At 35.4% G+C, this 20,537-nt stretch carries 21 protein-coding genes, 1 riboswitch and 1 other annotated feature; of the genes, 4 read left to right on the forward strand and 17 right to left on the reverse strand.

Annotation, left to right across the window (positions count from 1 at the left end; genetic code table 11):
- Window positions 1-247: 247 nt before the first annotated feature.
- The 9 genes from proS to ACQKN4_RS14725 all read right to left on the reverse strand — a co-directional run bounded on the left by proS (window position 248) and on the right by ACQKN4_RS14725 (window position 9,138).
- Window positions 248-1,684 (reverse strand): proline--tRNA ligase, encoded by a 1,437-nt coding sequence (proS, locus tag ACQKN4_RS14685; RefSeq protein WP_427484030.1) that lies wholly within the window; start codon window positions 1,682-1,684, stop codon window positions 248-250.
- 73 nt (window positions 1,685-1,757) lie between these two features.
- Window positions 1,758-1,976: a binding site (T-box leader), on the reverse strand.
- A gap of 150 nt (window positions 1,977-2,126) precedes the next feature.
- Window positions 2,127-3,833: a putative bifunctional diguanylate cyclase/phosphodiesterase gene (locus ACQKN4_RS14690; RefSeq protein ID WP_427484031.1), complete on the reverse strand. Its 1,707-nt coding sequence runs from the start codon at window positions 3,831-3,833 to the stop codon at window positions 2,127-2,129.
- Window positions 3,834-4,211: 378 nt separating this feature from the next.
- Entirely contained in the window at window positions 4,212-4,382 is a 171-nt protein-coding gene (locus ACQKN4_RS14695) for a transcriptional regulator (protein WP_427484032.1), read from the reverse strand.
- Window positions 4,383-4,853: 471 nt separating this feature from the next.
- Complete coding sequence (locus ACQKN4_RS14700) at window positions 4,854-5,003, reverse strand: hypothetical protein (protein ID WP_004230023.1); 150 nt, start codon at window positions 5,001-5,003, stop codon at window positions 4,854-4,856.
- A gap of 195 nt (window positions 5,004-5,198) precedes the next feature.
- On the reverse strand, window positions 5,199-5,729 hold the full coding sequence (locus ACQKN4_RS14705; protein WP_427484033.1) for a hypothetical protein: 531 nt from the start codon (window positions 5,727-5,729) through the stop codon (window positions 5,199-5,201).
- Between the two features lie 205 nt (window positions 5,730-5,934).
- Window positions 5,935-6,306 (reverse strand): YxiJ family protein, encoded by a 372-nt coding sequence (locus ACQKN4_RS14710; protein WP_427484034.1) that lies wholly within the window; start codon window positions 6,304-6,306, stop codon window positions 5,935-5,937.
- 446 nt (window positions 6,307-6,752) lie between these two features.
- Window positions 6,753-7,265 (reverse strand): DinB family protein, encoded by a 513-nt coding sequence (locus ACQKN4_RS14715; protein ID WP_079562327.1) that lies wholly within the window; start codon window positions 7,263-7,265, stop codon window positions 6,753-6,755.
- Window positions 7,266-7,369: 104 nt separating this feature from the next.
- Window positions 7,370-8,332 (reverse strand): tyrosine recombinase XerC, encoded by a 963-nt coding sequence (locus ACQKN4_RS14720; protein WP_079562326.1) that lies wholly within the window; start codon window positions 8,330-8,332, stop codon window positions 7,370-7,372.
- A gap of 392 nt (window positions 8,333-8,724) precedes the next feature.
- The gene (locus ACQKN4_RS14725; protein ID WP_079562325.1) at window positions 8,725-9,138 is read right to left on the reverse strand and encodes a hypothetical protein; all 414 of its coding nucleotides are present in this window, start codon (window positions 9,136-9,138) and stop codon (window positions 8,725-8,727) included.
- A gap of 78 nt (window positions 9,139-9,216) precedes the next feature.
- Between ACQKN4_RS14725 and ACQKN4_RS14730 the strand changes: the two genes are divergently transcribed.
- The 3 genes from ACQKN4_RS14730 to ACQKN4_RS14740 all read left to right on the forward strand — a co-directional run bounded on the left by ACQKN4_RS14730 (window position 9,217) and on the right by ACQKN4_RS14740 (window position 12,542).
- On the forward strand, window positions 9,217-10,707 hold the full coding sequence (locus ACQKN4_RS14730; protein WP_427484035.1) for a circularly permuted type 2 ATP-grasp protein: 1,491 nt from the start codon (window positions 9,217-9,219) through the stop codon (window positions 10,705-10,707).
- Window positions 10,661-11,626 carry an alpha-E domain-containing protein gene (locus ACQKN4_RS14735; RefSeq protein WP_079562323.1) on the forward strand — a complete coding sequence of 322 codons (966 nt, stop codon included), beginning with the start codon at window positions 10,661-10,663 and terminating at the stop codon, window positions 11,624-11,626. The genes ACQKN4_RS14730 and ACQKN4_RS14735 overlap by 47 nt, the downstream gene beginning before the upstream one ends.
- 61 nt (window positions 11,627-11,687) lie before the next feature.
- Complete coding sequence (locus tag ACQKN4_RS14740) at window positions 11,688-12,542, forward strand: transglutaminase family protein (protein WP_427484036.1); 855 nt, start codon at window positions 11,688-11,690, stop codon at window positions 12,540-12,542.
- Window positions 12,543-12,700: 158 nt separating this feature from the next.
- On the opposite strand, the gene bioF is transcribed toward ACQKN4_RS14740, so the two are convergent.
- The 8 genes from bioF to queC form a co-directional block, all read right to left on the reverse strand.
- Window positions 12,701-13,870, reverse strand: a complete 1,170-nt coding sequence (bioF, locus tag ACQKN4_RS14745) for an 8-amino-7-oxononanoate synthase (RefSeq protein WP_427484037.1) — start codon at window positions 13,868-13,870, stop codon at window positions 12,701-12,703.
- Between the two features lie 3 nt (window positions 13,871-13,873).
- Window positions 13,874-14,605: a 6-carboxyhexanoate--CoA ligase gene (bioW, locus tag ACQKN4_RS14750; protein ID WP_079562320.1), complete on the reverse strand. Its 732-nt coding sequence runs from the start codon at window positions 14,603-14,605 to the stop codon at window positions 13,874-13,876.
- Complete coding sequence (locus tag ACQKN4_RS14755; protein WP_079562319.1) at window positions 14,586-15,089, reverse strand: hypothetical protein; 504 nt, start codon at window positions 15,087-15,089, stop codon at window positions 14,586-14,588. The genes bioW and ACQKN4_RS14755 overlap by 20 nt, the downstream gene beginning before the upstream one ends.
- A gap of 307 nt (window positions 15,090-15,396) precedes the next feature.
- Window positions 15,397-15,945 (reverse strand): GNAT family N-acetyltransferase, encoded by a 549-nt coding sequence (locus ACQKN4_RS14760; protein ID WP_079562318.1) that lies wholly within the window; start codon window positions 15,943-15,945, stop codon window positions 15,397-15,399.
- A 111-nt stretch (window positions 15,946-16,056) separates the two neighbouring features.
- Window positions 16,057-17,091: a C45 family autoproteolytic acyltransferase/hydolase gene (locus tag ACQKN4_RS14765; protein ID WP_079562317.1), complete on the reverse strand. Its 1,035-nt coding sequence runs from the start codon at window positions 17,089-17,091 to the stop codon at window positions 16,057-16,059.
- 372 nt (window positions 17,092-17,463) lie between these two features.
- Window positions 17,464-18,192, reverse strand: coding sequence for a 7-carboxy-7-deazaguanine synthase QueE (gene queE / locus ACQKN4_RS14770; RefSeq protein WP_079562316.1), 729 nt, complete (start codon window positions 18,190-18,192; stop codon window positions 17,464-17,466).
- Entirely contained in the window at window positions 18,185-18,658 is a 474-nt protein-coding gene (gene queD / locus ACQKN4_RS14775; protein ID WP_079562315.1) for a 6-carboxytetrahydropterin synthase QueD, read from the reverse strand. The genes queE and queD overlap by 8 nt, the downstream gene beginning before the upstream one ends.
- 3 nt (window positions 18,659-18,661) lie before the next feature.
- On the reverse strand, window positions 18,662-19,321 hold the full coding sequence (gene queC / locus ACQKN4_RS14780; protein ID WP_079562314.1) for a 7-cyano-7-deazaguanine synthase QueC: 660 nt from the start codon (window positions 19,319-19,321) through the stop codon (window positions 18,662-18,664).
- Window positions 19,322-19,662: 341 nt separating this feature from the next.
- Window positions 19,663-19,709, reverse strand: a riboswitch (PreQ1 riboswitch).
- Between the two features lie 355 nt (window positions 19,710-20,064).
- Here queC and ACQKN4_RS14785 point away from each other — a divergent pair.
- Complete coding sequence (locus ACQKN4_RS14785) at window positions 20,065-20,271, forward strand: hypothetical protein (RefSeq protein WP_079562313.1); 207 nt, start codon at window positions 20,065-20,067, stop codon at window positions 20,269-20,271.
- Window positions 20,272-20,537: the final 266 nt, after the last annotated feature.

The following is a 20,537-nucleotide window of genomic DNA, read 5'->3' on the forward strand; positions in this document are numbered from 1 at the left end:
CAGTAAATAATATTAGCGATTTTCCTTTCCTTGCTTTAACACTTAAAAATGCTCGTTTGATAAAATTCATTTTCCTTACCTCCTTGATAGCTATACTATAAATGGGTAACCTGTAGTTTATATGGAGATACTGCGGAGTTTATCTAGAGATTTAAATATTAAATGAACAAAAAATAAGCTTGTTTCTCAAAATGCGAGAAGCAAGCTTATTATATTTGTAATATTTTCTTTTTTATCTCTTCAATAATTAATATGCTTGCGCAAACCAAACTGTATGCTTTGCTTCATTATCACAGCAAATACAAGTAGTCTTCGTAGTTGGTGGGTTAAACGGAATGTTACGTGAAGTATATTTTGTCTCTTCTTTCACTTTTTCCTCGCATGTATCATCTCCACACCATCCAGCAAGAATCCAGCCTGGTATCGATCCGTTTTCCTTGGACGTGTTAATATGCTGCTGTAATTCCTGCAGTGTATCGATCGTTGTATGAGCGTTCTCATCACGGAATGTGCGTGCTTTTTCAAATAAACGCGTTTGCATCGTTGTTAGTTCTACCTCAATGGCTGCGATAATGTCATTCAGGTCAATGGAATGCTTCTCATCTTCATCTCGTGCTTTTAACAATGCCTGGTTTTTCTCTAAATCACGAGGTCCTAGTTCAATACGAATCGGTACACCTTTTAATTCCCATTCGTTAAATTTGAAGCCAGGTGATTGGTCCGAATCATCTAATCGAACTCGAATTCCCTTCTTCTTAAGGGCTGCGAAGATGTCATCTAGTTTCTCCATAATTTCAGGGTTCTTTTTCCATGGACCTACAGGTATTAAGACAACTTGGGTTGGTGCAATTCGTGGCGGTAAAATAAGACCCTGTTCATCACCATGAACCATAATGACAGAACCGATTAAGCGTGTGGATGTCCCCCAAGATGTCGTGTGTACATGTTCATGCTGATTAGCTTTGTTTAAATACTTAATATCAAAGGCTTCAGCGAATTTTGTCCCTAAATAGTGAGAGGTACCGGCTTGTACTGCCTTGCCATTTTTCATCATTGCTTCGATTGAAAATGTATCAACCGCTCCTGCAAAACGTTCTGAAGGTGTTTTTTGTCCATCATAGACAGGGATTGCAAGTAAATCCTCGACTACCTCTTTATAGATCGTTAACATTTGCATTGTTTCTTTACGTGCGTCTTCTTCATCAACATGCGCTGTATGGCCCTCTTGCCACAAAAATTCAGATGTTCGAATGAACGGAAGTGTTTTCTTTTCCCAACGAAAAACATTTGCCCATTGATTAATGAGGACCGGTAAATCACGATAACTTTTGATCCAATTTGAATATAAGTGTCCTATCATCGTTTCGGATGTTGGACGAAGTGCTAAACGTTCTTCTAATTTCTCGCCTGCTGCCTCTGTTACCCAAGGAAGCTCTGGTGAGAAGCCTTCGATATGATCTTTTTCTTTTTGGAAAAAGGATTCAGGGATTAGCATCGGGAAATAAGCATTTCGATGGCCTGTTTCTTTAAAACGGCGGTCCATTTCTTCCTGAATATGTTCCCAAATCTCATAGCCGTCTGGTTTAAATGCGATACAGCCTCGGACCGGTGTATAATCCATTAAGTCTGCCTTTTGAATTGTCTCAATGTACCATTTTGAAAAATCATTTTGTTGTGTCGTCATGTTCTTTCCTCCATTTCGATAAGCTATTTGTCACCTATAGAATAAAAACAAAAAAGCACAAAGCTGTCCTTAAAATAAGGACGTCTTTGTGCCGATTTAACGTGGTACCACCTTGAATTTAGTTTTAAGAACATCTTAAAACCCTCAAACGTTTTGTAACGAAAACGACTCGGTTATGTTTGCATAACATCTCCGTGGTAGGGTTCAGATGGAAGCGGTGATATAGCTCTCAACATTTGCTATATTTTCTGTTTCACAATTCCACCTTACTTGGCCACATCATCAATTTATATTGTATATAACTTTAGCAAAACAGTTAAATAATTTCAAATATTAATAATTATTTTTCGGGAAATATCTGAAAATTGACATTACTCCAGGTGCAAAATATCACTTTTAATAACAAAGGATTTTTCACCAGTTGATTGTTTATAAAGACTTATTATAAGTATTTACTCTCAACTATCAACTGCGTAAAGTCATCTACCGATAATGGCTTACTGAAATAATACCCTTGTACGTACTCGCAGCCATGTTCACGAAGCACTTTTAATTCTGCTTCTTCCTCGACGCCTTCAGCTACTACTTGAAGATTTAGAGCATGTGCTAGAGAGATCATAGCTGAAATCATGGCAATGCCTGATTTTTCAGGTAAAATATCACGGACGAATGCACGATCTATTTTTAAAACATCTACGGGAAATGATTTTAAGTAATTGAGCGATGAATAACCTGTTCCGAAATCATCTAAAGAAATCGTAATACCAAGAGCTCTTAATTGGTTAATGGTATTGAGCAAGTCTTCGGTATAATCCAACATACTCATTTCAGTAATTTCAATTTCTAATAGATGTGGTTCTATTTTAGTTTCTGTTATAATTTCGCGTACCATTTCGACAAAGCCTGTCGTACTAATATGAATCGGAGAAATGTTTACGGCAACACGTAAGTTTAAATTATGTACCTCGTTCCAAGCGCGTGCCTGGGCGGATGCTTTTCTTAACACCCATACCCCTATATCATTTATAAGCCCACATTCCTCAGCAAATGGAATAAAGTGATCCGGAGGTATATGACCAAGTACAGGATCATGCCAACGAAGTAAAGCCTCCATGCCAATCATTGTATTCGTCTTTAAATTAATCTTTGGTTGATAATGTAATTCTAAAATATCCTTTTTTAACGCTTGATGTAATTTTGTTTCAAGTAGTAGCCATTTATCATTGATTTCATCCATAGTAGGTCGATATAAGCGATATTGATTACCACGGGAAGATTTCGCAGCATACATAGCGATATCTGCATTTTTCAATAATTCCTCCGCAGAGTTTGCATGATCTGGAAAAATACTAATTCCAACACTAATACTTGCGTAAAATTCATACGTATTCACAATAAAACTCTCATTAAAGACGCTAATTATTTCCTCAGCCTTCTCCTCAATACGGTCAACATCGTTTAGTATAATTACAAATTCATCACTATTGTGGCGGTAGATAGAATTCGATGTGTAATCAATGTTTCGTAGGCGATTCGCCATTTCCACTAAGAATAGATCCCCGATGATATGACCAAGTCCATCGTTAATGTTTTTAAAACGATTTACATCAATAAAAAATAACGCAAACTTCTCACCTGTACGTCGAGATTGATGGAATTCGTTTTCTAAACGTTGCTCTAACTTACGACGATTTGGTAGCCCTGTTAATTCATCGTGATAGGCAATATGAGTAATCTTTTTTATATCTTTCTGTGCAGTTATGTCGACTCGAATAGCAATATATTGATATGGTTTACCATTGTCATCAAGAAAAGGAAAAATCGTCGTCTTCACCCAGTACAGACTACCGTCCTTTGCGCGATTACATACCTCGCCATTCCACATGTCACCCTTACCTATCGTTTTCCACATCTCTCTAAAGAAAGATCGTGGATGGTAACCTGAATTCAGTAAACGGTGATCTTGCCCTAATAACTCTTCACGTGTATATTTAGAAATTTTGCAAAAATGATCATTAACAAACGTAATTTTCCCAGTTCGGTCTGTAATTGCTACGATGATTGAACTATTCATTGCTGAAAAAATATCTTGTAATTCTTTCAGACTATAGTTAACTTGATTAATACTACTAGGCGTGATATTCATCATTTACATTCTCCGTTCATTAGAAGGGTTTGGTACTTTTGCTTTATAAAAAGCGGGGTATAAAGTTATGGGATATCGCCCTTTATTATGTAATTACATTATAGTATTAGAAAAGCAGTTAATTCAACCCAAATATTAAAGCGGTTAAATCTATATTTAAATGATTTTTTTAGAACGGACTCGAAAACAAGGTCTTTTAACTCGTTTAATACACTTGTTTTGGAATATATTAAGTACTTTAGTCTATTTGTATGTTATGTTTAGCCTATTTATCTTTCAACCGAATAATTGTTACTTTTAGATACTTGAATAATTACTTCATTTATGATAAATATCTAAAATACCTTACTGTCATAACGAGGCAGTAAGGTATTTTATAAGCTAAGAGACTTCATATTCTATTGGACCTCCCAATGTTTTGGCTCGTTCATTGTAGGCATCAAGTTGCTCCTGAGATAAGTTCAACAAATAATAGTGAAAATTGATGGGCTCCAAACCGTGTTTTTCACATACTTGTCGATAAAAATCATAGCCTTCGCGATATTTTGTCATCCTAATAACTTCCTTCCATTTGTGCAACTTCATAATAATAGTCTAATTGTTCTTGTGATAATTGATTTACATAATAATAGAAATTGATGTGTTCTAAATCAAATTGTTCACACTTCTTTCAAGCAATTTCGCCTTAGTGTAATTGATTCTGGATTTTGAATTGTGATCGCACAATTCATTCCTTTGAAAATCCGTGACATCACATCTTCAAAGGTGAATGTCTTCTACTGAATGAAGTTAAAATTTCGTATCCAATTTCATAATGAGACATTCGCATTATCCTCCATTTGTTATATAACAGATTAATTATTTTTTAATAAAAAATAACAGTTTCTTTACTATGTCAATGAATTATCTGATATTTCTTTCAAATAGTTGAAAGCCCAGTCCATTATAGTTAGTATGGCTGGGCTTTTCATAAAATATTCACGTCGGCGTCCGTTATAATCACATCCTTTAATCTTAAACCTTTTAAATACCTAGTTGTTTTGCTTGCATATTATAAGCTGAAAGTTGCTGCTGTGATAACTGTAGCACATAATAGCGGAAAGAAATTGGCTCTAAACCATAACGCTCACACATCTCACAATAAAACTCATAACCATCACGATACTTTGACATTTGAATTCCTCCTAAAATTAAACTGTTTTATAACAGTTATTATTATTTTTTATTAATATATAACAGATACTTCGTTTCGTCAAGCTTTACAATTTAAAAATATCCTTGAAGTATTACTTTAATGAAATAACAAAAGCCATTGTTTTGAAAAAGATTGATCAAAACAATGGCTCCCTTTATTTCAAATATAATACTTCAGGAAAGTCCCTCTACCTTTACTTTTAGTTTTATATCTACAGGAGGCTCTTCCTCTGTTACACGGTAAGTTATGACATAAGCTCCTTTTGGAAATCCTTTAAATAACTTTTCAAAACTTTCGTTGCCGTTTAAAATACCATTTGCAATTATTGCTTCTTTATCTACATTTTGAATTTTGTAGTAAAACCTTTTTGTTCCAGTATTGGTTGCGGATATTTTAAATGGAAAATCCCACTCATAAGTAAAATATGATTTACTTTCACCAAGCGGAGACGCTACTTCTTCATTAATTACAATAGCGCGAGAACTTCCTGTTGATATATCGTCAGTTTCCTTGTTAGTGATATCTACGACAACAGGTTCATCTTCTTTCTCCTTATGTGTTGTGCTATCCGAGACAACAGGTTCATTTTTTATAGCCTCTGAAGTTGCATTTTTAGAGGGTACTTCTGTTTTAGATGAAAATGTATTACACCCTGTTAAGAGTATAATAGAAGTACATAGAATAACTAACTTATAAATTCTCATAACTTCTCCTAACTAAAAATAGTAAATAATGATAATTATACCATAAAACGAAAAAAAGAAGTAAAGGCTCTTTGTCCTTTCCTTCTTTTCTATGTCGCTATATCTCGAGTGTCAGCAACAACACGATGCAGGTCAGTTAGCCTGCCTTATTAGTGATAAAGCGATTACACTATGAATATTGCATTGTTAGCTCAATATGAAATGCTTATGTAGTTAATAGTTGTAATAACAACTTTCTGGTTTGTTCAAAGGTTTTATATTCCTGAAAGAAATCTTTATAGGCTTCAATTGTGTCTTCAAAAAAACGATATTGTTTATAGTAATCAAAGAAAGATTTATGTAACATCTCAATTTGATTTTCTGGGATGTTAGTTATGTTGTCTGCTAAAACATAGCTTAAAGTTCCAGCTATATTCATACAATAATCATTAAAATCAAACTTTAGTTCATTTTCTTCATCTGATAAAGTTAATAATTCTGCACGAAAATCTTGTTTTATTTTTTCCATATCTCTAGATGGAAATGGCTTTTCTAATTCGCTTTTAATTTCAGTAAGTTGTTTTAAAATACTTCCCATTTTTTTCTCCCTTTTTAAGTATGGTATTTATCATGTTTTTACCTTTAACCAACCAGCCTGCACAAATAGTTCATTAAAACATTTAGTCTCATTGTATTATACTAAATGCTCATCTAAAGTTTTTAAAATTTTTGTTTTTTAATTCCAAAAAGCATACGGTGAGTCTGATTTTTCAAAAAAACACATTAAAAAAGCCCGATTTCTCAATATTTATATCGAGAAATTGGACCATTCACCATAAATTTTTCAATAAACGGAAGATCATTTTAGGGATAAATATTAAAATGTTCCAGATTATTTCTAAAGCGATTGAATTTTTAATCGCTCTTATTAATTCTTTAATATAATATCGAGCTTCGCTTTTTTTCATTCTTTGTATTAATTCTTTAATATAATTTCGAGGTTTGCTTTTTTTCATTCTTTGTATTTAGTCTCCGGGAAGTACATTAGTGCTCAACTTTTATGAATGCTTTGATTTCTTTTATTTGTTCAATATGTCGTTGTTCATGAATAGAAATTAGTTCTATCCATTGATCGAGAGGTAGATCGCCAAGAAAAGGATGTTTATAGGATTTTTCTGTTAATAAAGATGGATCGTCAATTGTATCGAGGAATGTTGTGAATTTTCCTCTCGATTCGTCAAGTAACTCAATAATTTGCTGAACTGTAAATAAGTCTTCAGCTGGAACAACAAATTCCGGTGCTGGGACTTTCTTTGTTCTATCTGCGATAATAAGAATATTTTTACGTTCCGCTTGCTTACTATCTTCTTGTTTTAATGCCCACGCAATCAGTCTTATAAAAGATGCCTCTGTTAAAGTTAAGTGATGGCAAACTTGGGCTATACTCCAACTGTTTGCATCAGGCTTAGCATTGAATTGAGTATCACTTAATAATTTGATCTCCTCTACTAAATTGTTTCTTGTTTCACATAGTTGGTCATTAATTAATTGACTCATAAGCTACTCCCCTTATCAAACGATTTTTGATTCCTATTCTGTATATGTTCCATACCATGTAAAATATTCTATAGATGAAGTGATTTCCCTTTATATTTTGAAAATTATCTTGCTCGAACAATATTGAATGGATTGTTTTCGAGTACATGTTGCAGCTCTTCATTTTCAATATGTGTATAGATTTGTGTTGTTGCCACACTTGAGTGACCCAATATGTGCTGAAGACTTCGAATATCCGCTCCTGATTTATACATCATTGTTGCAGATGTATGTCGTAGCTTATGTGGCGTCAGTCGTTCTTTTTGGAGTCCAGATTGTTGATTAATCCGTTTAACGATTTTTGCCACGGTTTGACGAGTAAATCGTGTTCCTTTTTGTGAGATGAATAGGGGCTCCTCTCCCTCACCTTTATATGTTGTCTTGCCGCTATTTTCATAGTCTGTAAGTGCCTGTACACAGCTATCATTCAAATAAACAGTCCGCTCTTTATTCCCTTTCCCAACAACTGTTAAGTAGCGCCCTTGTATGGATGACTTATTTAGCTGGCAAAGCTCTGTTACACGAATCCCTAAATTTAAGAAAAACATCATCATACAGTAGTTTCTCGGTGAAGCACGATTTGGCTGGATCCCATCGATAAATTGCGTCGCTTCCTCGATATTCATATAGATAGGTCTTTTCCGTCCGATTTTTGGAGTTTCTAATTCATCTGCCGGATTTTCCTCTATAAGACGACGTTTTCCTTTTAAGTATTTAAAAAATGACTTCAACGTTGCTACTTTACGCGCTCTTGCTGATGCAGAATTTCCACGCTGTACCTCGCAATACTCCATAAACAAATATAAATCTTCTAATGTCATCTCACGAATTTCTTCTATTGAAATAGTAGAAATATCTATTCTCGTTAAATTTGATAGTTCATGATCATTTTGAATGGCTATGTAAAAACGGAAGAATAATGTCAAATCATATTCGTATTCTTTTCTAGTACGTTGAGACTTCCCTTTAATCGTCGTTAAATAAACTAGGAAATCTCTCATTATTTTTGGTAGCTTAGGCTTTTCCATAAAATCACCTCTATTTGCTCTATTTTACCACGAAAAAACGTTCCCAAATATAAATTTGGGAACTTTATGGTGAAAAAAATGATATTTTTTAATAAACGAAACATACGTTCTCTATTTAAGTAGTAAAAAAGATGATTCCCTTTTAGAAAGAAAATCACCTATTTTTAAAAGTTTTCATTTTTTAGGCATAAACCGAGAAAAAAATGAATATTTAAATCTAGTGGACTAAATGAACTATGCACCGTGAGACGATTCGAAAAATGAAAAGATGGGTAACTATACATGTCGATTCTTCTCACAACGCGCGTGGAATTATTTGGAATTTGCCGATTTTGGGCGCATTTTTTACCTGTAAGGCAACGAAGCGGCCATTAAGCCAGGACAAAATCTGTTTACGAAATAAAGATGCTATACGTCCCATCTACTTGTTTGGCTAAAGACCAATTAGTTGATAGCATACGTTGAAGTTTCTCGATTGTTTCCTCATTACAAGTTAAATGTTGGATGCCTGCTTCTAATAATTGATAATCCTTACCTTCTTCTAATTGGAAGTGAAGATATAGTAGACGTTGAATGCCTGGCAAAGTTACATATTTAATACGGTAGTTACCATGCAAAGCGTCCAAAAATAATTGTTCCCCTTCTTGAAAAAGTGCCATTGTTTCGGAAAATTCATAGTTTGGTACTTTTTCCTGCCAAACTGATAAATCCCCTGTTTGCAATGTGCGCACAATCTCCTCATTAGTAAAATCTAATTTCGAAAGCTTGTCTAGCTCATAAGCTTGCATTAAATTAATGGTTGTCATTTTTATATCTCCTTTAATATGTATTCATTTTTAGTGTAACACGTTTTCTCTACTACTTAAATTCGGAGGGCGATCCATATGATGAAGTTTTACGAATCTGGTTTGTTTTTTGATGAAATGTTAGATGGCAATCAACCGAAGCCTCATTATCGGTCTTTCCACCATAAGCTCAATGCATTCACAAAGGACCAATTAGAGGAAAAATATCAGCAAGCACAATCTAGTTTCCTTAAACAAGGCATTACATTTACCGTATATGGAGCACAAGGTGGAACAGAACGGACAATGCCCTTTGATTTTATACCTATTATTATTCCAAATGAACAGTGGCAAGAAATAGAAGCTGGGATGAAGCAACGTGTAAAAGCGTTAAATTGCTTTCTACATGATGTTTACCATGAACAATCTATTTTTGAAGATGGGCTTATTCCGAAAGAACTCGTTGAAAACAATCCGTATTATTATAAAGAAATGCTTGGTGTAAAAGTACCTATCGATAATCATATTTTTTTAGCTGGTATCGATTTGATTCGTGATGAAAATGGTGTTTATTACGTGTTAGAAGATAATTTACGCAATCCTTCAGGTATTTCCTATGTTTTTCAAAATCGATCTGTGATGAAGGAAGTGTATCCTGAATTTTTCTCTAAACATACGATCCAGTCACTCGACAAACAAATGACCTTTATGCAAAAGGCACTTCTTGCTCATAGACCGCCTTGTATGGAGCCAAATAGAGAACCTAAAGCAGTCCTTTTAACAGCTGGCATGTATAATTCGGCCTATTACGATCATGTTTTTTTAGCACAGCAGCTCAATATTCAGCTTGTTGAAGGCCATGATCTAGTGGTCCGAGATGATAAGGTGTACATGAAGACTATCTACGGTCTTGAACAAATCGATATTATTTATCGTCGAATTGATGATGATTTCCTAGATCCTGTTGTTTTTCGTGAAGATTCTTTACTCGGAGTTCCTCATATTATGGAGGCTTATAAAGCTGGAAATATTGCTATTTTAAATGCAGTTGGTAACGGTGTTGCTGATGATAAGGCGATGTATGCCTATGTACCTGATATGATTCGTTACTATTTGAATGAGGAACCTATTTTACGTAATGTGAAAACTTATCATCTTGCTGATCATCGACAGCTAGATTGGGTTCTTGAGCATATAAGAGAGCTTGTTATAAAAAATGTTAGTGCCTCTGGTGGCTATGATATGCTTATTGGTCCACATGCGAGTGATGAGGAAATCGCTATTTATAAAGAAAAAATTATGGAGAACCCACATCAATACATTGCACAACCAACGATTAGTCTATCTAGAGCACCAGCTTTCCAGGATGGAAGATTTTATCCTTGCCATGTCGATTTGCGTGTTTATGTGATGAAGGGTGAGGATATTTATGTGCTTCCTGGAGGTTTATCACGTGTAGCATTAAAAGAAGGATCTTTAGTCGTGAATTCTTCACAAGGTGGAGGAGCAAAAGATACGTGGATATTAAAGGAGGAATTACAATATGCTAAGTCGAGTAGCCGATGCACTATACTGGATGGCACGATATAGTGAACGATCACAATCGAATGCACATATATTACAAGTACAGCTGTTGAATATGTTGGAGCAATCTGGCAAAGAAAATGAATACATCGATCATTGGGAAGCGGTGTTGAATATTTGCGCCTCGAAGGAAGAATACTTGACCTTATATGAGTCGATTCGAGTTAATCCACTTATCGAATATCTACTCTTTTCTACTAATAACTGTAACGCTCTTCATGCTACTTTATGTGCCGTTAGAGAAAATGCACGTGTAACTCGAGATAGCATTCCCATTGAGCTTTGGGAATTGCAAAATGACTTTTATTTATCCTTACAGCAAGAACTAATGGAACGTGAAAGACCTATCCCACTTATCGTTCTTAACTCTTTTTTACAAAATGTTCGTAAAACTTCATTAACGGTAACTGGGCTTATCGAAGGCTCGATGGATCGAGATGTACCTTTTTATTTCATGCAAGTTGGGAAATGGTTGGAGCGTGCAGAAAAAACGATTCGTATGGCTTTAATTATACTGGAGCAACATAAGGAAATAGCCATCTCATTAGTAGAAGCGGACGGTTCGTTTTTACTTGATTTATCAGAGGCGACGGAGTCTTATTTACAAAAGCATCGCCAAACTAACTTACTATGTGTACTTCAATATTTATTACAAGATAAGCATTTCCCACGTTCAGTGATGTTTTGCTTACAAAAATTAGAGGAAGCATTTATTTGTTTAGAAAACGATCCGCTTTCAGCTAGATTTTTAGAGCTTCATGCTCCATTAGAAAATTTATTGTTTGCTATCATGAATATAGATGTTTGGAATAGTACTTTAGAAGAAACTATTTTATTCATGGAGGAAAAATTGTGTCAATGTATTGATTTAGGCAATACATTTTCAACAATATATCATTTATATGAACCCAGCGTACAACATTGAAAGGAATCAACGACAGCTCCCTATCAACAAGCAAGTCAGTAATTCAAAGGAAGCGGACACTATGAAATTCGAAATTCAACATACTAATATTTTTCAATATGAGTCTGAAGTCGATCAAAGCTTAAATACAATCCGCTTAAAGCCAAGAGGCGATGAGCGTCAGCGCTTATTATCCTATCGCATCGCCATTACACCTTCATCTTTAACGCGTGAGCATACAGATATATGGGGCAATACGGTTGGTACTTTTTATATACCAGAGCAGCATCAAGAACTTGAAATTCAAACGACCTCTATTGTCAGTATTCAACGTGCGCCATTTATTCATCGTATTCAATATTCACCAGAGATGCAGACGATTTTTCACTCGCAATTGTTTTATGAGCATTATTTGCCCTATTTAAAGTTTACACAATTTACGTATATGACGGAAAATCAGTTAGAGGAAGTATATCATGCCATTGGTCATGCTGAAAATCCTGTACTATTTTCATTAAATTTAATGCAATACTTATATTCGACTTTTGAATACGATCCGGGTGCAACCGATGTGACGACAACGGCAAGTGAAGCCTTCGCCCTGAAGCGAGGTGTTTGTCAGGATTTCACACATGTCATGCTGGCGGTGCTCAGAGCTAAAGGAATTCCAGCGCGCTATGTGAGCGGTTATTTATATGTGGATGAAAACTCCGCCTTGATTGGAGATATTGCAACTCATGCTTGGGTAGAAGTCATGATACCGGGAATCGGCTGGATTGGTCTAGATCCAACTAATAATGTTGAAGTATTAGAACATCACATTATTTTATGCATTGGCCGTGATTATTCCGATATAAGCCCTGTTGAAGGTGTTTATTCAGGTGGAAAGCATAATTTAACAGTTAAAGTGAGTGTCAAAGCATTGAATCATTTGTAACAAAAATGGGTACCGGTTTAAATTAAAACCCCTGATTCTTCTATCCTAAGCGGAAGAATCAGGGGTTTTGTTAAGAACTATTGTTTTGAAAATGAAAAATCTCAGTAATCCAACTGTTATTTACATATTTTCAACATTATTAAGTGTTATCAGACTTTTTATACAATACCCATTTCTTTTCCTATTTTCTTCAATTTATTGATAACTGTATTGAGCTGCTCCATTGTATGTGTTGCCATCACTGTAATCCGCAATCGGCTTGACCCTTTTGGCACAGTTGGTGGTCGAATCGCTGGAATAAAGACACCTTCATCCATAAGTTTCTCAGAAAATGCCACTGCTTCATGGGAATCTCCAATAAGAAGCGTTATAATTGGTGTTTCTCCCTCATTAACTACAAAACCGGATTCCTCCAATTTTAAACGTAAATACTTAGCATTATTCAGCAATTGTTGCCTTCGTTCGGGCTCATTTTGAATAATAGATATCCCTTCTCGCGCTGCTTCAATCGCACTTGGAGATAAACCTGTTTGGAAAATAAACGACCTAGCGTTATTTAATAAATAGTTCTTTGCAATTGCCGACGTCGCCACAAAACCACCCTCTGCACCAATCGCTTTACTCAATGTGCCTACTGTAAAATCAATCTCATCTTTCAATCCAAAATAATCAGCAGTACCACGACCAGCATTTCCTAAGACACCTGTCACATGCGCATCATCAATCATTATGTAAGCATTGTATTCCTTTGCTAGCGCAACTATTTCGGGAAGCGGAGCAATATCACCATCCATACTAAAGACGCCATCCGTCACGATTAACTTCTTTCCATCTCCACGTGATTGCTTCAATTTATGCTCTAAATCCACCATATCCGCATGTTCATATACAATAGTTTTTGCTTGACTAAGGCGACAACCATCTATAATACTCGCATGATTCCAAGCATCAGAAAATATAATATCCCCTGCCTTCATCACACTTGAAATCACGCCAATGTTCGCTAAATAACCACTGCTGAAAACAATGGCAGCTTCAGTTTTTTTCAAATCGGCAATTTCTGATTCAAGCTGTTCATGAATATCGAAATTTCCAGTTGTTAATCTCGAACCACCAGCTCCTGTACCGTATTTACTAATACCTTCAGATGCTTTCTTTTTCAACCGAGAATCTGTTGCAAGACCTAAATAGTTATTAGATGAAAAAAGCAAGAATTTCTTACCATTTATGATTACCTCGCTCTCATTGCCATTTGAAAACGAACGTAACTTCCTTGTCAATCCTTTCTCTTCTATTAATTGTAGCTCCCGTTGAAACCAATGATCCATTTTTTAATCCCTCCTAATGAGAACCGGTACGCTTTCTAAATAGTCTATATAAGATTCTAGTTCTACTTCATCGGACACAAAATAAACACGTCCCCCGCTTTCACAGCCCTCCCTTTTTAACGGTGTAATTCTGACATAACCAATGCCACGATTACTTACATATCCAGTCACGTAATCTGGATCATCAGACCAACATAATTCTGCAATTGTAAACGGAGAATTTGCCACTTTCGACGCCAGAGCCAACGCTTCACGTACACGCTCATTAAGGTCCCAAGTAGCATCTTGCCAATCGATTCGTGATACACGAACACCCTTTTGTCCTCGGTCGTCAAGCCGTAAGCCAGTTTTACTATTTAGGATGATTGCCCCACGGAGATTTTGATACCTACTAAGTTGATCAAAAGCAACATTCACTGCATGCTCCGAAACACCTAATGAGGTTAGTATTTTTCTTGCTTCACTATGGGCCTTGTCGATTGAAGCCGCCTCAACTGCCGTAATTTCTAAGGGAGGTATATACTGAATTTGATCAGGCGCTATTTTTTCAATGGTAATTTGAATAAAGTCAGCATCTCCACGTGAATGATTACTTGCTTTGTTCAATAACTGTTTTACAATTGGCTCTATCTGAGATTTACGACCTATCCGTTCACCACCGGATATATGCTTTTCGCCTAGTTCAGGATTTTTTTCAGCCGCACGCATTCGAATGCTATAACACGCTTTTAACATGATGATTACCTGCTACTTTCTTATTAATTGTATGTAACATTTTCGTTATGGGATAAACACTAACAGCTGTGATTATCATGCCTGGAATAGCCAAAACTAATAACGGTAAAAATGGAGTCCCTAACGTAAAAGCCAAACCAAATCGAGCAACCGTTGTTCCAATTGGGCCAGTCAAAACAAGTACCGGAATTGAAGTCCCAAATAAAACAATGAGTAGGCCTACAGTCAATCGGAAAATCAATGCGATCTCCACATTTAAGATTGAGTGTATACCTAGTAAAAATAAGATTAAACTTGCAATAATCCCCGCTAGAAAATATCGCTTAAACCCAAATACCGCTGCAATCGCAACTGCTATGGGTGCTGATAATTGAAATTCAGACCCAGGAATACCTGTTGGAATTTTAAACATACCTGTAACGATAATAAGACAAGCTAGCAATGAAATCTGAGCAAGATCATATGTAGAAAACTTTCGGACCATTTTATTCCTCCATGTTACTTTTTAAATTAACCTGAAATAACTTTATGTTATTTCCTCCTATTCTTAATTTGTGTTAACTTATATTTATATTAAGTTAACACAAATTAAGGTTGAAAAGTAGATAAAATGGTAGGATTTTTTATTAATTATGAAAATAGGTTTTGTTACTTATCAAATGTGTAAATAAAAACCCCTGATTTTTCTACGCTAAGCAGAAAAATCAGGGGTTTTATTAAAATCTATTGCTTTTTAATCTTCATATGAGAATGTATACAAGAAACATCTTCGTTCTTGTCACCTTATAAACTTACTTTGCGTTTATAAAGTAAACTAGATGATCAGTCCATTTGTCGTCCTCGAATATGAATCCTTTCCTCGTACATTCATACATCATTCCAACACTTTCTGCTAACTTTATAGATGCAATATTATCAAGGTTTATATGAGCTTCTATTCGATGATAATTTAATTTTTCAAACGCTAGATCTAAGGCAGCTTTTACTGCCTCTTTCCCATAACCTTTTCTCCAAAACTGGTTATGAATTGTATATCCGAACCTGGCCCATTGAAATTCTTCCCTCATAATTGTCGAAAAGTCTATAAAACCAATATGAGTATTATCTTCTTTTTTAAACACTCCAAATACATAGACTTTGTCATCTTCAGCCATTTGATGATGTTTAGTAACTAAATCACGAAACCATTCTTTCGTACAGATGCTCATATTTAGTTTACCTTGATCGTATTTATGTTGAGAAGGTAAACGATTTTCATATTGGGTTAGCCAAGAAGAATAATCACCTTCTTCAAGAAATCGAATCACTAATCTTTCTGTTTCAGTTCTTATTTTATTCAATCAAACACCTCATCTAGAATACTTTCTATTCTTCTATAGATTATTCGACATAAGGGAATTATTTCCTTCCTATTAAAATAGTATTTCCTAATTCAAATAGCATATGTCCTTTTATTTAGATTGATTAATTGTCCCTTTTATATATTCAGGTAGAATTAATGTCCCCTCCTTAAATTCTTTTAGTGAAAACATCATTGGTTCACAATTCCCACCAACTCCAAATATGATGCTCAAATCTTTTGGGGAATAGACAACTGTATGTAACGTCCCAAAGTACTCTTTATAATCTTTATAAAATATCGGAGAACTTTCATCATTAAAGTGACGATATGTACATATGGGTGATAAACTTTCCGATAATAAGGAACTCACATAGTCCTTCCTTTTTATCGATCCATGTACTTTTTTTCTGTTTTTCTCTCTCAATAGTTCTGACTCAAAGTGATTGGTACAAATAAGAGGATTTGTGAAATTTATGACCTGTTGTTGTGGAGAAGCTTCTACTATTACACTTTTTCCACTTTGATCTGTAATGGAGTAGTTGTAACAATATCCATGAGATATATTTGTGATGAATTTTAGCGCCTCTTCAATATTTGCACATTGTTCTAATAGCATTCTAACAATAGTCGTTGCAATAAAACCCTCTTCCTTATATTCATTATTCACAAAATGTAACCCTACAATGAGCCCCTTTTCATTCATCCCATCAAGTCTTCCAATTATTTGCTGACTAAAGCCTACGCTAGCATAGCCATCTGTAGGATTCGTCCATACAAGCCTCGCATCGTACATTTCCGGACTAAAATCATAGTTGCGTACATAATAGCCATCATTTACTAATGTAGTGCAACCCATTTGTGGAAATGCTACATCATAACCACTAAAAAGTTTAATAGTATTATTTATGTCCATAAGTAATCCTTCTGCCAAGCCGATCAGTTCTTGAAAAAGATTCGGTGAAACGTTCTTTATTATTTCCTTCGCCTTTTGTACATTTGAGTTAATATTCAGTTCCCCTAGCTCTTCCAATTGTTCTAAGGTCGGTAATGCCTTTAATTCTCCACCTTGTTCCAAGCCAAATTGATAATAATCTCCTCTCAATTCTACAATTCTAACGACTAACTCTTCATCGTTTTTATACATTTTTCGTTGCCCCCTCTTCCCAAATTGTGTGACCGGCAATAATAAATCGAGATAGTAAAGTCATTCCCTCGATGCCATTAGATTATGGAACCTGTAGTTCTTTCTTTCGATGAAATCCTGAATTTTCATCAACTTATTCAAAACATTATAGCGCCTTCATTCAATGCTACATCTTAAAGTTACTTTAAGGTCAAGAGGTAAATTTAAAAATAATTAGCTTGCTATGCATGCTCTCATCGCCACGAACAGATTACATCCATGCTGCTGGACGCACAAAAAAAGTATAGGCCATATTAGCCTATACTTTCATACCGTCGCAAGTTATCATAATCCTCTTCTAGAATTTGTCTTAATGCCATTTTTGTAATGGCACTATACCCCTCTTTTATTCCCCCAAACAAGTGCATGCAACTGTGGCAGTACTTTGACATTTCTTAATTCCTCATCCTTCATCACTCTATCAATCAGCGCATGATATTTATCTAATAAATGTGTAATTAATTGTGAATTGTCCGTCGTCGTGAGATCATCGTTACCGACTTGCAGATAAAAAGGAATCATTGGATAACGATGGTGAATTTGTTTAGCATACTCGTAATCCTCTTGATTAAAAACGACTATTTTAAGGGATACATGATGATTACTGTTTCGATTTTTAAGTTTTTCGAAGATTTCAGAGAGCACCGAATAATTTGTCGTCATACCAGAGCTAGGTGGCTTTGGGGAAATTGTCAACTCATCAATCTCATACATCCATTTTTGCCACCTACTTCCCTGTGTTTCCACCCCGACCTTTATGTCATTTTCTTTTAAAGTGGCAATGAGCCCCTCCAAATTTCGGATGAGTGCAGGGTTGCCTCCTGAAATCGTGACAAATGAAAAGCCGCTGCCTCCGAGACGTTTCAACTCAGACCAAATCTCTTCAGCTGTCATTTGGACAATAAGATGCTTTCCACTGCCATCCCACGTAAACGATGAATCACACCAAGAACAAGAATAATCACAGCCGGCAGTTCTCACAAACATTGTCTTTTGGCCAACTACCATTCCCTCACCTTGAATCGTCGGTCCAAAAATCTCGATAACAGGTATCTTACTCAACTTCCATCCACTCCCGTCTCGCTTCTGCATAACTAGTCGGAGTTTCGTATAGCCGAATAAACTCAACACGCGCACCGTCATATCTTTGTTCATCAAGCAAGGTCGCAGCCAGCTTTTCGTAAATCCAAACAACAATATTCTCTGCCGTCGTATTCATTGGTGGAAGCGTCTCATTTAAATAACGGTGATCCAAATGAATCTCTATTTTTTCTTTCCATATTCTTTTTATATCGCCAAAATCAATCATCAAACCTCGTTCATCTGTGTATCCACTCAGTCCTAATATTACGCGATACGTATGACCGTGCAGGTTTTTACATTTCCCTTCATAATTATGTAAATGATGAGCAGCATCGAAGGTAAATTCTTTACTTACGAGAACACGCTTTGCATGATAGTTCAATTGATTTCTTTGAATATCTACATCAAGTTTTTGGAGCTTATCGACGATTCTAAAATCTGACATGCCTTAAGACTCCTTCCTGTAGCTCAAATACTCATCAAGCCCTTTTTTTCGCAGTTTACATGCTGGGCATTCACCACAGCCATCTGCTATTACACCGTTATAGCAAGTCAACGTTTTTTCCCGAACAAATTCAAGTGCTCCAAACTGATCAGCAAGCTCCCATGTCTTTGCCTTATTCAGCCACATCAACGGTGTATCAATAACAAAGGAATCATCCATCGATAAATTTAACGTTACATTCAAGGATTTAATAAAAACATCTCGGCAATCCGGATATCCGCTAAAATCCGTTTCACAAACGCCAGTTACAATATGCTTAGCTCCTACTTGGCTCGCTAAAACGCCCGCAAATGAAAGGAAGAGAAGATTTCGACCAGGTACAAAAGTCGATGGAAGCTCACCATTTTCTCCGTCTTCTACCTTTATGTCTTGTCGTGTCAATGCATTTGGAGCAAGCTGGTTCAGGAGTGACATATCAAGAATGTGATGCTTGACACCGAGCTCTTCTGCTATCGCCTTCGCACATTCAATTTCAAGATGATGCCTTTGACCATAATTAAAAGTTACAGCTTCAACCTCTTGAAAACGTTCTTTTGCCCAAAACAAACAGGTTGTGCTGTCCTGACCTCCACTAAATACAACAATTGCTTTTTCCTGCTTCATGTGTAAAAACTCCCTTGTTCCAAGAAAACAGCACTAGAAAAAGTACTGCTTCTTCATAGTTTTTTTTAGAGGGTAGCTAAATACCTCTTTCTTGATTGAACTATTCAATACCGTAGTTATCGGTAATCAATTTTTACTGAATTAAAATATTGTGTACTGTGGTTACCCAATAATGTTAAATCCGACAGTCATTCTTCATGGCTTCGGCCAGACATAAAAAAACCTCCTTGTAAAATGTTTCCCAACACTTTTCAAGAGAGGCTTCACCAATCGTTCTAATAAAACATAAGCAAACACATAAAAAAAAGCCACGTCCGATATGGACATGGCATAATTATCATGTTTCCATAGTTTTTTATAGAGGGTATCAGCTATGAACCTCTCCCGTTCTAGTCCGGGCATTCTTTTCTCCAATATAATACAAAAAATAGTGCAAAACGTCAAATGGATTTTTTTAAGGCTGTTTTCTAAAAGATTGTTGCTATTAAAACTTAAAGACAGATTAATTCTACAAAATGAGTAGAGAATGAAACTCTGTCTTTTGATTTTAATATATCGCAAACCGAATTTTAACTAAGTTAGTTTAAATAGGATTTCTCATAAATTCTTAAATATTCGTAATAAGTAGTGGATTAACTTATTTATTATTCTCTTTATTTTGTTCTTTAGTTTGCTGTAGCGTGCAAAGACACCATGGCTTTTGTATGATAAAATTTACACAAATTACATAACGATGTGATTTAATGGAAAATAATAAATTAGTTTGTAAGGCTTGTGGTAATGATTCCTTCGCACAAGTTGAATTAGGCGGATCTTATGCTTATGCAAATGTAAAACCAATTAGGATGGATAAGCTAAATATTACGGGTTCACCAATGATTTTGACTATTTGTAAGAATTGTGGAGAAATAGCTTCAATGAAAGTTAAGAAACTAGATAAGTTCAAATAGTATCTTATCGTTATACTTTAGGTCACTCCTGCAGAGTGACCCTTTATTAATTTCTTACCTCCGAATGACCTCGCCCTAATGAACAATTTCTTTCAGCTATTCATTCAACACGTTCTGAATTTAAATAGTCACTTTCATGTGCTAGAAAAAAAGTGTGTCAACAAACAAAAAACCGAACTATCCAATGAAACGCTCATGAAGTGTTTTGGAATCGTTCGGTTTTTCTATTTATTTTTAGGTTGTAAATCTAGAGATTATTCGGCTTT

It is taken from the genome of Lysinibacillus sp. NPDC093692, assembly GCF_050280125.1.
GTDB lineage: Bacteria > Bacillota > Bacilli > Bacillales_A > Planococcaceae > Lysinibacillus.